At 48.9% G+C, this 12,769-nt stretch carries 11 protein-coding genes; 5 read left to right on the top strand and 6 right to left on the bottom strand.

What is annotated here, in order from left to right; all coding sequences use genetic code 11:
* Positions 1 to 18 precede the first annotated feature (18 nt).
* Entirely contained in the window at positions 19 to 495 is a 477-nt protein-coding gene (locus JIE71_RS04730) for a hypothetical protein (RefSeq protein WP_199507585.1), read from the top strand.
* Between the two features lie 366 nt (positions 496 to 861).
* Here the strand turns inward: JIE71_RS04730 and JIE71_RS04725 are convergent, their stop codons facing one another.
* Complete coding sequence (locus JIE71_RS04725; RefSeq protein WP_199507584.1) at positions 862 to 3,792, bottom strand: valine--tRNA ligase; 2,931 nt, start codon at positions 3,790 to 3,792, stop codon at positions 862 to 864.
* A gap of 311 nt (positions 3,793 to 4,103) precedes the next feature.
* Here JIE71_RS04725 and JIE71_RS04720 point away from each other — a divergent pair, with 311 nt between their 5' ends.
* Positions 4,104 to 5,126: a formate/nitrite transporter family protein gene (locus tag JIE71_RS04720; RefSeq protein WP_199507583.1), complete on the top strand. Its 1,023-nt coding sequence runs from the start codon at positions 4,104 to 4,106 to the stop codon at positions 5,124 to 5,126.
* 30 nt (positions 5,127 to 5,156) lie between these two features.
* Here JIE71_RS04720 and JIE71_RS04715 read toward each other — a convergent pair whose 3' ends face one another.
* From JIE71_RS04715 to JIE71_RS04695, 5 genes are all read right to left on the bottom strand, one after another.
* Positions 5,157 to 5,624 carry a YbjQ family protein gene (locus tag JIE71_RS04715; RefSeq protein ID WP_199507582.1) on the bottom strand — a complete coding sequence of 156 codons (468 nt, stop codon included), beginning with the start codon at positions 5,622 to 5,624 and terminating at the stop codon, positions 5,157 to 5,159.
* Between the two features lie 49 nt (positions 5,625 to 5,673).
* The gene (locus tag JIE71_RS04710; protein WP_199507581.1) at positions 5,674 to 6,084 is read right to left on the bottom strand and encodes a YbjQ family protein; all 411 of its coding nucleotides are present in this window, start codon (positions 6,082 to 6,084) and stop codon (positions 5,674 to 5,676) included.
* A gap of 171 nt (positions 6,085 to 6,255) precedes the next feature.
* Positions 6,256 to 6,813 (bottom strand): YecA family protein, encoded by a 558-nt coding sequence (locus JIE71_RS04705; RefSeq protein ID WP_199507580.1) that lies wholly within the window; start codon positions 6,811 to 6,813, stop codon positions 6,256 to 6,258.
* 394 nt (positions 6,814 to 7,207) lie between these two features.
* On the bottom strand, positions 7,208 to 7,459 hold the full coding sequence (locus tag JIE71_RS04700) for a PA3496 family putative envelope integrity protein (RefSeq protein ID WP_199507579.1): 252 nt from the start codon (positions 7,457 to 7,459) through the stop codon (positions 7,208 to 7,210).
* A gap of 148 nt (positions 7,460 to 7,607) precedes the next feature.
* Positions 7,608 to 8,966 (bottom strand): hypothetical protein, encoded by a 1,359-nt coding sequence (locus tag JIE71_RS04695; RefSeq protein WP_199507578.1) that lies wholly within the window; start codon positions 8,964 to 8,966, stop codon positions 7,608 to 7,610.
* Between the two features lie 355 nt (positions 8,967 to 9,321).
* Between JIE71_RS04695 and serB the strand changes: the two genes are divergently transcribed.
* The 3 genes from serB (at position 9,322) to JIE71_RS04680 (ending at position 12,631) form a co-directional block, all read left to right on the top strand.
* On the top strand, positions 9,322 to 10,518 hold the full coding sequence (gene serB, locus JIE71_RS04690) for a phosphoserine phosphatase SerB (RefSeq protein ID WP_199507577.1): 1,197 nt from the start codon (positions 9,322 to 9,324) through the stop codon (positions 10,516 to 10,518).
* A 348-nt stretch (positions 10,519 to 10,866) separates the two neighbouring features.
* On the top strand, positions 10,867 to 11,823 hold the full coding sequence (locus JIE71_RS04685; RefSeq protein WP_199507576.1) for a DUF368 domain-containing protein: 957 nt from the start codon (positions 10,867 to 10,869) through the stop codon (positions 11,821 to 11,823).
* A gap of 418 nt (positions 11,824 to 12,241) precedes the next feature.
* On the top strand, positions 12,242 to 12,631 hold the full coding sequence (locus JIE71_RS04680) for a hypothetical protein (protein WP_199507575.1): 390 nt from the start codon (positions 12,242 to 12,244) through the stop codon (positions 12,629 to 12,631).
* Positions 12,632 to 12,769: the final 138 nt, after the last annotated feature.

Raw genomic sequence — 12,769 nt, 5'->3', positions numbered from 1 at the left:
AATATACAAAGATGGTCGATGCGCGAGCGCATTTCGCCAACAGATGTCAAAGAAGCACACGCTCTGAATCGGTATGTCGCCAATAACTTTGTCATCGCACATATCGAAAATGTCTATGCCAACGGGGATGAGGCGGTCGCCCTGATGGGCTTTGACCCTGACGATATTGATTACTATCCGTTTATCGTCGCGCTAGACCGTGAGGGCAAGTATGTAGGTAATATGGTCTCACCCGACGCTATTAGAGGCTTTGAGATACGCAGTAGCGGCGGGGAAGAATTTCGCGGTTATGATAGAGGTATCTTGCTGAATCAGTTAAAAAACTTAAGGCAGAGGCTTCTAAAAAGGCTGAATAGTAGGAAAAATAAAAAACCGCCCAATTTTTTGAACGGCATTACTTTACAATTGAAAAAACTTATAAAAATATATTGTTTTGGTATATTAAACTATAATCTTTTCATGATTTATACTTCTACCAAAGGGAGGGTACATTGATGTTGAGTCTCTGATAACGTACTTAGCAACAGTATTGCCTTCTTGGTTCACTTCATCGTACCAGTAAGTATCTGTATCTTGACCTTTTCTTTGCTCCCACTTAGTGTCAGTTTGCACTAATTTATGTTCTTTGGGTATATTTAGCTTCTTTATATAATCGTCCATTACATAGCTCCTTAATTTGCAAGTTAAAATCTTATTATATTTTCAATAATCTAATTTAATAGCAATATAATGTTCAGTATTGTAAATTAGTAATATATAAATAGCGTTATAAATTAGTGCTTATTCAAAATAAAATTTCTAATAAAAAAACGCCCCCATCACAGAGGCGTTTTTTGTTTATCAGACAGCTAGGACGTTAACTCACAACGCCTTTAACTGCTCAATCTGTGCATTCATGGTATCAAGCTGCCCTTCTAGCTCAGCCAGTTTGGCGCGTTCTGCTTCGACCACCTCCGCTGGTGCTTTGCTGACAAAGCCTTCATTACCCAGCTTGCGTGCGATGCCATCGGCTAGTTTTTGCAGCTTTTCTTGCGCTTTTCCCAGACGGTTTAGCTCGGCGGTGGGGTCGATCAGCCCTTTCATCGGTACGAGGACGCGCAGCTGCCCGACCATGCTCGATGACGACAGGGGCGCGTTGTCATCAGTGCTGAGGATATCGAGGCTATCGACTTTAGCCAGCGCTTTGAACTGGTTTTCGATACGCGCTAGGCGGTCGGTCTCGTCTTGGGTGATGCCTTGGAGCAGTACAGGCAGGCGCACCGCGTTGCCAAGCTTCATCTCACCGCGAATATTACGCACGCTTGCGATCAGCTCTTGTAGCCATGCCATGTCCGCCTCGACCTGCTCGCTGATCTGCGCGTCGTTCGCCTGTGGGTAGGCGGCGACGACGATGCTGTCGGTGTCTTTACGACCCAGTAGCGGTGCGATGGTCTGCCAGACTTCTTCGGTCAGGTACGGCATGATGGGGTGGGCAAAGCGCAGCGCGGTCTCAAGCACGTGCAGGAGCACATAGCGGATTTGCGCCTTGCGCTCGTCCGATACCGCGTCGTCATTGAGGCTGGCTTTGGCAAGCTCGACATACCAATCACAGTATTCATTCCAGATGAATTCATAGATGTCTTGGCTGACCATATCCAGACGATACTGGGCGAAGTGCTGGCGGATATCGCTGATGGTAGAGTTCAGACGACTCATAATCCAGCGCTCTGGCAGCTCCCACACGTCACTGTTGGCGCTCTGGTCGATGGGCTTGGCGTTGCCTTCTTTATCTACGCAGTTCATAAGTACAAAGCGGCTGGCGTTCCAGATCTTATTACAGAAGTTGCGGTAGCCTTCGACACGTTTTAGGTCAAAGTTGATGTCGCGTCCTGTGCTTGCCAGCGAGGTAAAGGTAAAGCGCAGCGCATCTGTACCATAGGCGGGGATGCCTTCTGGAAATTCTTTACGCGTTTGCTTTTCGATTTTGGCGGCGTCTTTGGGGTTCATCATGTTGCTGGTACGCTTAGCAACCAATGATTCAAGGTCGATACCGTCGATGATGTCGATGGGGTCAAGGACGTTGCCTTTTGACTTGGACATTTTTTGCCCGTTGCCATCACGTACCAGACCGTGAACATAGACGGTTTTGAATGGAATTTGTGCGCTGCCGTCGTCATTTTTAACGAAGTAGAGCGTCATCATAATCATACGGGCGACCCAGAAGAAAATGATGTCAAAGCCTGTGACCAGTACGCTGGTCGGGTGAAAGGTTGCCATCACGCGTGGGTCGGCGCTGCCGTCTGCCCAGCCAAGGGTGCTAAAGGTCCATAGCGCCGAGCTGAACCACGTGTCCAGTACGTCATTGTCTTGGGTTAGAGCCACGTCCGCGCCCAGATTGTACTTGCTGCGCACTTCTTCTTCGTCACGCGCCACATAGATGTTTCCCGCTTCGTCATACCATGCAGGGATACGGTGACCCCACCACAGCTGGCGGCTGATACACCAGTCTTGTAGGTCGGTCATCCACGCCATGTACATGTTTTTGTACTGCGCAGGGACGAACTCGATGCTGCCATCTTCAACTGCATCAATCGCAGGTTTGGCCAGTTTTTCGACCGCGACGTACCATTGATCGGTCAGCCACGGCTCGACGATGACGCCACTACGGTCACCGCGTGGCGCTTTGAGCGCATAGTCTTCGATGGCTTCTAACCAGTCGTTTTCGGTGGCTTCGGCGACCAGTTGCTTACGCGCGGCAAAACGCTCTAGCCCTGCATAGCGCTCAGGCGTGGTCTCAAGGCTTGGCTCGCGAGTTTGCAGATCAGGATAGACCTGCATTTCAGGCAAGATATGCGCCTGCGCGTCTAGGATATTAATCAATGGCAGGTTGTGACGGCGACCCAGCTCATAGTCATTAAAGTCGTGCGCGGGGGTGATTTTTACGCAGCCTGTACCAAAGTCGCTCTCGACATAATCATCAGCAACGATAGGCACGACGCGCCCTGTGATGGGTAGCGTCACGGTTTTGCCAATCAAGTGCGCATAGCGCTCATCGCTTGGGTTGACGGCGACGGCGGTATCACCAAGTAAAGTTTCAGGGCGTGTGGTGGCGACGACCAGATAGTTTTTGCCGTCTTGGGTGGTCACATCGCTGTCGGTAAAGTGATAGCGAAAGTGCCATAGGCTGCCCTTTTCGTCATGGTTTTCGACTTCAAGATCAGACAGCGCGCTTTGGAAATTGGGATCCCAGTTCACCAGACGCTTGCCGCGATAAATCAAGCCATCGTCAAATAAACGCACGAACACTTCTTGTACCGCATTCGACAGCCCGTCATCCATAGTAAAGCGCTCACGTGTCCAATCGACTGAGCTGCCTAGACGGCGAATCTGACTGGTGATGTTGCCGCCTGATTCTTCTTTCCATTCCCACACCTTGTCCAAAAACGCTTCGCGCCCGATGTCATGGCGCTTGATGCCCTCAGCGTTTAGGCGGCGCTCGACCACCATTTGCGTGGCGATGCCCGCATGGTCGGTGCCTGGCTGCCATAGCGTGTTTTCGCCATTCATACGGTGAAAACGAGTCAAGGCGTCCATGATGGTGTTGTTAAAACCATGCCCCATGTGCAGCGAGCCTGTGACGTTCGGCGGCGGCAAGGCGATAGAAAACGAGTCTTCTTTATCAAAAGTGGGGGCAAAATAACCGTTGTCTTCCCAGCCTTGATACATGCCAGCTTCGACCATCGCAGGGTGATAGGCATTTTCTAATTGTTGCAAGGCAGCTTGGATGGAGGTGGTTAAATTGTGATTACTCATAACGTTCTCAAACAAAAAAGTGAATGGATAATAAGGGCATGTCGTTCAGACAATGACAAACAGCAATAACGCTGACCAATACGGCAGCTATCGGATCATAAAAATAATAAAGGTGAATTCGGCAAAAAAAGCACAATATCACTGATTTTATCTTATATGCGCGCATTTTGTTAGCATCGAATGCGTTTTGTCCGTGCATTCTGGTAGCAATCTGGTAGCAATTGGATAAAAGTCACCGCCGAGCGCTCGTGTTAAAATATTCTGCTTGCACGCATCTGTTGATGTGTCGCCCACTTCGATGAGTACCCCGCATGTCCGACCCCAAACCGAATGCCCAGCCTGACACTGACTTGAATACTAAGGAGCACCCGCATCCTGCTACCGATACCTGCCCATCCAAGTCACCAGAAGATGACGCCGAAAAAAATACAGTCAAAGTCATTACCGAGACACTGGAGGACGACACTTTGTCCGAGGACGTAAGCGACGAAGACAAAGAAACCATTGAAGCGGTGACTAACGAGGACAACATCAGCGAGCCAAAGAGCTACGCCAGCATTTTGCTGGAGCAAGTCATGGACGCCAAGGCAACGTTTAATCGCTCGCTCGGCGCGCTATTTACCAGTGCCTTTACCGCAGGGCTTGAGATTGGCTTTAGCTTGTTTGTCATTTTGTCCGTCTTTGCCGTGCTGCATGATTTGATGCCCAGCCAATATGCGATGACACTCTCCTCTTTGCTGTATCCGCTTGGCTTTATCATCGTGGTGATTGGGCAGTCGCTGCTATTCACCGAGCAGACTTCTTTACTCAGCCTGCCTGTGTTAAACAAAATCGAGCCGCTGCATAAGCTGCTACGTCTGTGGGGCATCGTCATCGCGGGCAATATTGTGGGCGGCTGTCTGTTTGCCGCCTTGATGATTGGGCTGGGCATTCACATGGGGCTGTTCACCACCGACGCCATTGATGCCTACGCGCATCATGTGCTCAAGTTTAAATGGTGGGTGATTTTTGGCAGTGCGATTTTGGCGGGCTGGATGATGGGCGTTGCCGCGTGGCTCGTGACATCGGCACGTGATACCTTAAGCCGTATTGTGCTGGTGTCCTTGATTACAGGCAGCATTGGCTTTTTGGGCTTGCATCACAGTATTGTTGGCAATATCGAGGTGTTTTCGGCACTGATGTACGGCACCACGGTGAGCCTCGGCACGTATTTGTGGTTTTTACTCGTGGTGTTGACAGGCAATACAATTGGCGGCGTGGTGTTCGTGGCGGTGCTCAAAAACCGTACCTTCTTATTTGATTTTGAAAAAACCAAAGCGCAAGTACGACGTTAAAACATTGAGTTAAAAAAAATAGGCATCAGATTAACGCGGCGCACTTTTTACCGCTGTGCCATAAGCAATGGCTTCGACCATCGTGCCCATTGGATTTAGGGTGGTAACTTCAAAGCGCAAGCCGTACACCGCGTCACAGCCTTGCTCGGCGGCTTCTTGACGCAGGCGCAATAAGGCTTCGCGGCGCGCACGCTCTAGCAAGGTTTCGTAGGTGGTGAGATTTTTACCAAAGAAATTTAACAGTTTGGCAATCGCCATTTTAAAATAATCTTGCGCGATAACCACGCTACCGAGCACCAAGGTGCCCTCGGTGTTGGCGGTTAATGGCGGCTGATAAAAGCGTTCATTGGACACGGTGATGTACGCAAACCGCGCTTCTTCACGTGCCAGCATATTCAGATGCTTTTGCTCGTTACGACGCCCAAAAAACCAGCCAACCGCAATGAGCAGCAGTATGGGCGCATAGTTAATCAATAGATTGGTTAACGTCTGGTTCATGAAGCGTCTCGATAAGGGCGCAAAAGAGTAACAGCCATCAGCAATGTCACTAGCCAAAGGGATTAAAGCGCGGTAAATCGTCCGCAGACGTGGTGCCAACCGTAGGCGCAGTCGGCGCAGGCGCTTGAGGCTGCACCTCATTACTGGGCACCGCTTTGACCGCTGTGCCATAGACAAACAGCTCAGACGCCCCTTGGGCAATACTGGACGTTGAAAACCGAATGCCAACGATAGCATCTGCGCCTAGCGCTTGAGCTTTGACAATCATACGGTCAATGGCTTCTTGGCGCGACTCTTCGAGCAGTTCGGTATATGAGGTCAGCTCGCCACCAACGAGGTTTTGTAGCCCTGCAAAAAAATCTTTGCCCACGTGCTTTGAGCGCACGGTACTGCCATACACGACATCGAGTCGCTCAGTGATGCGGTAGTTGGGTAAGTGCTCAAGGTTTGATAGCTGCATAGTCCTGCCCTTTTTACCAAGTGCGTGTCTGCGGTGTATAGTCTAACCACTATTAAAGTGTTACAGCGTTAGACTCGTTTAGCCTACTACTGTAGTACTTGCACTCGTCTGCCTTGTACCACTTTTAATATTGATTGACTATATGACCATCAGCCACGCTACAACGTCTGATTAATCGTTGGTATGAAACAACAAAAACAGCTCGGTTAAGTTGCCCTCGATACTGTTTGCCATCTGTGCCAGCGTGTCTTCGTCATTACGCATAGCGATCAGATCTTCGTCTTCGTCATCGACGCCGCTTAGCACGACCATCGGTAGCGTCAATACCGCAACATCCTCAGCGCTGTCATCATCGGCGAACCAGTCCTCGGCATCGTCGGCGTACATGGCATCAACGAAGCCAATCGACCATGCCACGATGTCTGAATCTTCAGAAAAATCCACCGCTTCTTCGCTGTTGCCTGCGTCTTCATTGAACGGCAGCTCAATCGGGGTTTCGTTTTTTAAATCATTGATAATCGCGGTACGCCAGCGCTGTACACCATCGACCACGTTGGCAGGTACTTGCGCGGTCTGATTGTCAAACAACGCATCGACCCAATTCGGCAACTCAGGGCCAATAATGGTCGCGGTCAAAAAGCCGTGCGTGGCGACGCTATCAAGAATATAAGGACTGTCTGAGCTGTCCAAAAAATCCAACAATTCATCAAAGCTTAGGGCGTTACTCATGGGAATTATCCTTATTGTTGTGGGGTACTTATGGTTATCGTCATGTAAGCGAGGTTATGACTATTAATAGCTGCTTTTATAGTCAGGTTTATTTGAAAATGATGCAGCGAGATTCAATACTATTTTTCGTAGCCTCTGGAAACGAAGTTACAGCAAGCAAGAAAAATAGTGTTTAATCGAGCGTGTGTCTAAAGCGCCATTATTTGTCATCGATATTAGGGCGTGTTGAACATGGTCTGTTTGTGGCTGTATTTAATGTAACGCTTACGCTTAATGAAATAAAGGTCAATCCGTCAAAATGATACAGAAAGGTTTAGGCGGGATAGCGGTTGTCTGTCACACGCGTTTATAGACACGGCTTATTGATGTTGTCGGCAAAAACAACAATGCGCCATTACAGCGCATCATCGTCATCCCAATCTTCGTCGTCATCGTCCCAGTCGTCATCATCGTCGCCTAGGTCTTCTAGCTCGTCTTTGAGCGCTTTTTCAAGACGCTTTTCTTCAAGCAAATTGTCAATCAAACGACGTTTTTCTAGGCTGCTTAAACGGGTGCGCGAGCTACTTTCGGCTTCTTCAACCAGTTTGGCATCATCATCATCTGCAAAATCACCATCAAAATCGTCATCAATATCAGAATCACTCATGACAAACTCCTATTATGTGGGCATATGAGAAACTACTTCGATTTATATATGCCTTATAAAGTTTTGCTACCCGCTTGTCAATCCTTTTCATCCTAAAGCGACAAACAAACGCTGCTTTAAGCCAAGCTACACAGTGTCTTGAGACGGTTTACTTTTCGTTATTACCGCTCATTAGTACGGCATTGCGTACATCGGCAAGGCGTTGCATCAAGGCCTCGTTGGCACCATCAAAGACGGCACATTCACGCTCATACACGGTGGTCGGACGTTTAAAGCTATAAACCTGTACATGGTGACCAATTTGTTTAAGTCCCGCAGTCGGTAATAAAATAAGCATTTGCTCTTTTTTACCTTTACTGTCTAGCAGACGCTCTAGCGCATCGCTTTGTGCTTCATCGCTCACGCCAACTTTGGCAGGCAATGCAAAGCGTGACAGCTCGATATGCTTATCATGGATGATTTTGTTGAGCATCAGATACAGTTTACCGAGCATCACACCCGCCAGCGCCACTTTGGCATGCTGATTGTCAGCTTTTAGTATTGCGCACGCGCCTGCATCGTCAAAGCTTGGACGACTTTGCAGATGCACGCCTGAGAGTATCGGCTGTGCGAGCAGCTCATCAATCGCTTGATTGAGCAGCTGCGTACATAGCGCCAGATACGGCATACGCAGCTCGGGCGCGAGGCGCTCTAACATATTGTATTCATCATGGAACATGATATTCACGCTGACACTGTCAAACTCACGCGTTGCGGACAGCTTGGTCGGTAGATTACTGACAGGCGCAGCAACCTCACTATCGGCTTCTGCCTCCGCGTCTTTATCGGTGCGTTGGTGCGATTTTAGATAGGCATTTAGTTCACGATGGATGTTTTTGCTCTTTAGAGCAGCGCGTTTTACGATGGTGTGCTGCTGACCGTCGGCGTCGACTTCTTCATTATCGGCATCGATGTCACTATTCTCTAGCGGCAACATGGTGGTTTTGTAGCTGTGCATATCGCGGCTTAAGGCATTCAGCTGCTCTTTGGTTGGGCGCGCGATGTAGCCGTATAACAGCCACAAAAACAAGTGCAGTATCAATGAGCCGACCACAAACGGCCACTGCATGGCAATAATCTCACCAGTGCTAACATCTTTTAAGGTCAGCTCAACCGTACCGATAACTGATTCGCCTTGCGTGGCAATCTGACGGATGGTATCGCCTTTTTGCATCGGCGCATTGCCCACAGGCACGAGCACGTCATTTTTGCTGTCCGTAATCACCAAGCGCGCAACGTCTTGCTCACTGGTATAACGGTTAGCGATGACACTTAAGCTCACGCGGTCTTTGTTTTGCATCGCAAGGCTGGCTTCGTCAATCAGCTGGGCGACCATCTGTTCGCCTTTTTGCTCACGGCTTTTGGTCAGCTGTTGGTCGGTACTGATGATAAGTAGCAGTGTCTGCAAACAAAAACTGACCAAGATAATAATGGCAAACAATCCTTGCCGTGGCGCAAAATACATCATGATGTCAAAACTTTATTGGGTGAAAAAAATAAAAACGAGGCAACCGCTCATCTTAGACTGTTTATCTTACATTGCCTTTCGTAGGCATAAAAGGCATTAACCAGCGCCGCTTATAGTCAGCTTACAGTGTATATCTATACAAAAACAAACACCATATTTGTATGGCATTTCATACGCTGGGCGTGCTCGCCATTTTACGCCAAAGCTGGCGCAAATGGGAATTTATCCGTCTGTTATTATCACAAAATGCGCGGGCAAAATGGCAAAAAATACTTCGCAACCCGCCTATAGTCGCTACGCAGTAAAGCTGTTATTATTCCTAATCTTCTAAGTGCATACAAGGGACAATTCAGCCATGCCAAAAAATACGCCTTACTCGTTACCAAAAGACAGCAAAGCATGGCAGCAAGCCGTGGACTCTGTGGCCTCGTTATTGCCTGATGGTACGGATTTGCGGGATTTTGACGCATTGCAGTCATTGCCTGTTTTTGCTTTGATCGTGGTATTGCCCGCGCACGTGCCTGCACTCGATATTCATCACTACGTGCAGTCATGGGTCGATGAGCAGCCAAGTTGGCATTTGGTCACGGTCGCTGAAGACCAACAAGCGCGCTTTGTCGATGTAACATTGGGCACCGCCAAAAACCAAACCACCAACACCCCATTTGTCGGCGCATCAGTCTTTCGCTATTTGCTCGTGCCAGTCGGTGACACCTTGATGCACCCTGCCAAAAAGACTGCTGCCGCACATATTATTGATGAACAATTAACCGCACGTCTGCGCCGCGACCTTGCTGCGCATTACGACACTCAAGACAACGCGGCCCCATCGGTTGTACCTGTTGACCGCGATAACTTGGTGGATTGTCATATTCTATCGGTCGGGCACATGCTGCGCACGCACAAGCTGGCGTGTTTTGATATGGATTCGACCTTAATTGAGCAAGAAGTCATCGTTGAGCTGGCCAAAACAGCAGGTATCGGCGCACAAGTCGAAGCCATCACCGAGTCAGCAATGCGCGGTGAGATTGATTTTGATGAATCGTTCGCGCAGCGTGTGGCGCTATTAAAAGGCATTCCAACCACGGTGCTTGATGAGATTTGTGAGCGCTTGACGCTATCAACAGGCGCACTGACGACTATCCGTGCCTTGAAGTCTTTGGGCTACCATACGGTGTTGGTCTCAGGCGGCTTTACCTACTTTGCTGAATATATCGCCGAGCAGCTCGGTATTGATGAGGTGCATGCCAATCACCTAGATATTGATGACGGCGAAGTCACAGGCCAAGTACAGCTGCCTATCGTCAACGGTGCCAAAAAAGCCGAAATCGCTAAACAAACCGCCAAGCATTTGGGTATCGAACTGTCACAAGTGGTGTGCGTCGGCGATGGCGCAAATGACTTGCCGATGATGGGCATTGCTGATTTGGGCGTCGCCTATCACGCCAAGCCCATTGTACAGGCGCGCGCTGATGCTGCGGTCAATGTCACAGGACTTGAGGGCGTCTTATACGCGCTTGGCTACCCTGCCTTGGTTCCTGCGCGCACCTAAGCGGACGAACATAACACGTCCATGACTGACAAGCGCTCTAGGGCGTGTCTTCATTTTAAAAATGGTGATAAAAATGAGATAAATTGAAGGCAAACAAGGAAAATAGCGTAGGTAATATCAGGATATTGACGCGCTATTTGACACCGTTTGCCAAAGATTTAGCCATTTTTAACCCATTTAGCTGTAAGCGTTTGAATTGAAGACACGCCCTAATAACCCCTACACTTTTATCCGTGTTTAATAAGGCACAGGTCACCGTCTGAATCAGTCGTTATCGCCTTTATTGACGCGGATTTATTTATCACTGTCTTTTTGTTTTTTACCTTTTTGTCGTTACAAGGAGTGGTCATGACCACACCCGCAAAACCTACCGCCTCCCAGCATCAGCCGCCTGAAACAAACAATACCCCAAAATCACTTGCCACTGTCTATGTTAAGGGTATGGCGATGGGTGCTGCCGATATCGTGCCTGGCGTATCAGGCGGGACGATTGCACTGATTGCAGGGATTTATGAGCGCTTGATTGGTGCGCTCAGTCGTATCGGCCCGCATTTATGGACAATTTTTCGTGCTGAGGGCGGCATGCGCGGTATAGCCGCAGTATGGCGACATGTCGATGCGACCTTTTTATTGTGTTTGGTACTCGGCATCGCTACCAGTTTTGCGACACTGGCAGGGATTATTAAAAACCTTTTAGACAACCAGCCGCTCTTGATTTGGTCGTTTTTCTTTGGTTTGGTAATCGCGACGGTCGTGATACTGCTCAGGGAGATTAAACAATGGACGCTCTCAAAAGGCGGCCTATTTATTATTGGCATGGTCGCAGCGGTGGTCATCAGTACCATGCCGCTATTAAATGCCGAGCCAAGTTTGCCTTATTTGTTTTTTGCAGGGGCGATTGCGATTTGCGCGATGATTTTACCAGGCATATCGGGGTCATTTATCCTACTGTTATTAGGCGTATATGACACGGTACTCGACGCGGTACACCGCCTTGATATTGGTATTGTGGCAACTGTGATGGCGGGCATGGTCACGGGTCTACTGCTATTCACGCGCGTGCTCAAATGGCTCTTATCTAACTATTATCAAGGCACGCTCGCGCTATTAACTGGTTTTATCGCAGGCTCGCTGGTCAAGGTTTGGCCGTGGAAAGTAACGACGGTGTCCCCACAAGCGGTACATAATGTGCTGCCGTGGCACTACCCAGATGGCGCGCACTGGCCTGTCACCCTTGGGTTGATTGTGCTGGGTGCGGTACTGGTCTGGCTCTTGTCATGGTGGGGCGCACGCCACGAAACCTAACGCATTTCATTGATTAGACATATCTAGGGCATGTCATCACTTAGCACATGAAATCATTTAGCGGTCTTAAACTGGCTAAATCTTGCCAAACAGCGTCAAAAATCTTGTGAATATACCAATATTCTCTGCAATTTTTTCCTTGTTTGACTGCGATTTATCTCACTTTAAGCCTCGCTATCTAAATGATGACATGCCCTAGCACTTATCCTAGGGGCGGCTATAGCTGCCCTTTTTTTGCACCTAATTTTTGCTTTTTTAATCCCATTTTTCGGCAACGTGCTGGCATTTTTTATAAATATGTATTGGTAAAACCAAACGTCAGCGGCTGACGCTTAGCACCCGCGCCTATATTCAGCTTTGATGTACATGTTGTCATAATACAAGCGTTCACATTCACCTAATGACAGCGAGAATAACGATGCTATTACTGGTTGGTTTGACACAAGGCACAGTAGCGCTACAAGGCGGCCTGCTGTTTGTGGTCGGGATGTCGCTGGGATTTTTAGCGGCAGTGCTTTTGCCAGCTCAGCGCTGGTTACTTTGGTATGTGTGCGGCGGCGTGCTGTATGTGCTTGCGGTCGCTTTGATACACAGCAGCCTTGTATATTTTGGGCAATTATCGACGTGGTACAGCTATGTGCTAGCGCTTGGTATCAGCTGGTTGCCGCTATTTGCATGGGTATTGTATCGCGCGCTGCGTTATGATGATGTCAGCAAACGCGTTGCCAAAGCGCGCAAGGCACATTCGCCACGATTGTTGGAGCACACGCCTGTCTATGGCGACGATTTTGAACCGCGTTTTGAATAGGGCGTGTTGACCATTCGCAAATAGGCACTGCTGATCGCTAAAATTGTTCCAGACAAGGCGCAAAGCGACGATAATGCAGATGCCTTAGCGAGATTTGTAACGCAGTATGGGGCAATTTTAGCATCAGCCCGCAGGGAC

This window comes from Psychrobacter sp. bablab_jr014, assembly GCF_016464015.1.
Lineage (GTDB): Bacteria > Pseudomonadota > Gammaproteobacteria > Pseudomonadales > Moraxellaceae > Psychrobacter.
Note: the sequence above shows the minus strand (reverse complement) of the source record. Positions and strands in the feature narration are given on the sequence as shown.

Bases quoted from the DNA above. Each gene is read 5' to 3' on its own strand.
- JIE71_RS04730 (WP_199507585.1), top strand. From the start codon at position 19: ATGCGCGAGCGCATTTCGCCAACAGATGTCAAAGAAGCACACGCTCTG.
- JIE71_RS04725 (WP_199507584.1), bottom strand. From the start codon at position 3,792: ATGAGTAATCACAATTTAACCACCTCCATCCAAGCTGCCTTGCAACAA.
- JIE71_RS04720 (WP_199507583.1), top strand. From the start codon at position 4,104: ATGTCCGACCCCAAACCGAATGCCCAGCCTGACACTGACTTGAATACT.
- JIE71_RS04715 (WP_199507582.1), bottom strand. From the start codon at position 5,624: ATGAACCAGACGTTAACCAATCTATTGATTAACTATGCGCCCATACTG.
- JIE71_RS04710 (WP_199507581.1), bottom strand. From the start codon at position 6,084: ATGCAGCTATCAAACCTTGAGCACTTACCCAACTACCGCATCACTGAG.
- JIE71_RS04705 (WP_199507580.1), bottom strand. From the start codon at position 6,813: ATGAGTAACGCCCTAAGCTTTGATGAATTGTTGGATTTTTTGGACAGC.
- JIE71_RS04700 (WP_199507579.1), bottom strand. From the start codon at position 7,459: ATGAGTGATTCTGATATTGATGACGATTTTGATGGTGATTTTGCAGAT.
- JIE71_RS04695 (WP_199507578.1), bottom strand. From the start codon at position 8,966: ATGATGTATTTTGCGCCACGGCAAGGATTGTTTGCCATTATTATCTTG.
- serB (WP_199507577.1), top strand. From the start codon at position 9,322: ATGCCAAAAAATACGCCTTACTCGTTACCAAAAGACAGCAAAGCATGG.
- JIE71_RS04685 (WP_199507576.1), top strand. From the start codon at position 10,867: ATGACCACACCCGCAAAACCTACCGCCTCCCAGCATCAGCCGCCTGAA.
- JIE71_RS04680 (WP_199507575.1), top strand. From the start codon at position 12,242: ATGCTATTACTGGTTGGTTTGACACAAGGCACAGTAGCGCTACAAGGC.